This window comes from Mycobacterium sp. P2_H7 (assembly GCF_056403275.1).
The window spans coordinates 1-383 of record NZ_JBFUFU010000076.1 but is presented as its reverse complement, the minus strand read 5'-3'; the positions used below and the strand labels follow the sequence as shown (position 1 = coordinate 383).

At 67.6% G+C, this 383-nt stretch carries 1 protein-coding gene; it reads left to right on the top strand.

The window, feature by feature from the left end:
* On the top strand, positions 1-383 hold a 383-nt coding region (locus AC1DY7_RS31420; protein WP_477497667.1), incomplete at both ends, for a P-type ATPase actuator domain-containing protein.

Below are 383 nucleotides of genomic sequence, written 5' to 3'. Positions count from 1 at the left end.
GATCTCGGGCGAGCCGCTGCCGGTCGAAAAGACGCAAGGCGATGCCTTGACCGGCGGCACGCTCAACAAAAACGGTTCGCTGATCATGCGCGCCGACAAAGTCGGCGCCGAGACCACCCTGGCCCGCATCGTCGAGCTGGTCGCCAAGGCGCAGCGTTCGCGCGCGCCGATTCAAGGGTTGGCCGATCGCGTTTCCTTCTATTTCGTCCCGGCCGTCGTGCTGGTCGCGCTTGCTGCCTTTGCCGCCTGGGCGGTGTTCGGCCCCGAGCCCAGCCTGATCTTCGCCATCGTCTCGGCGGTCTCGGTGCTGATCATCGCCTGTCCCTGCGCGCTCGGACTGGCGACGCCGATGTCGATCATGACCGCCACCGGACGCGGGGCGC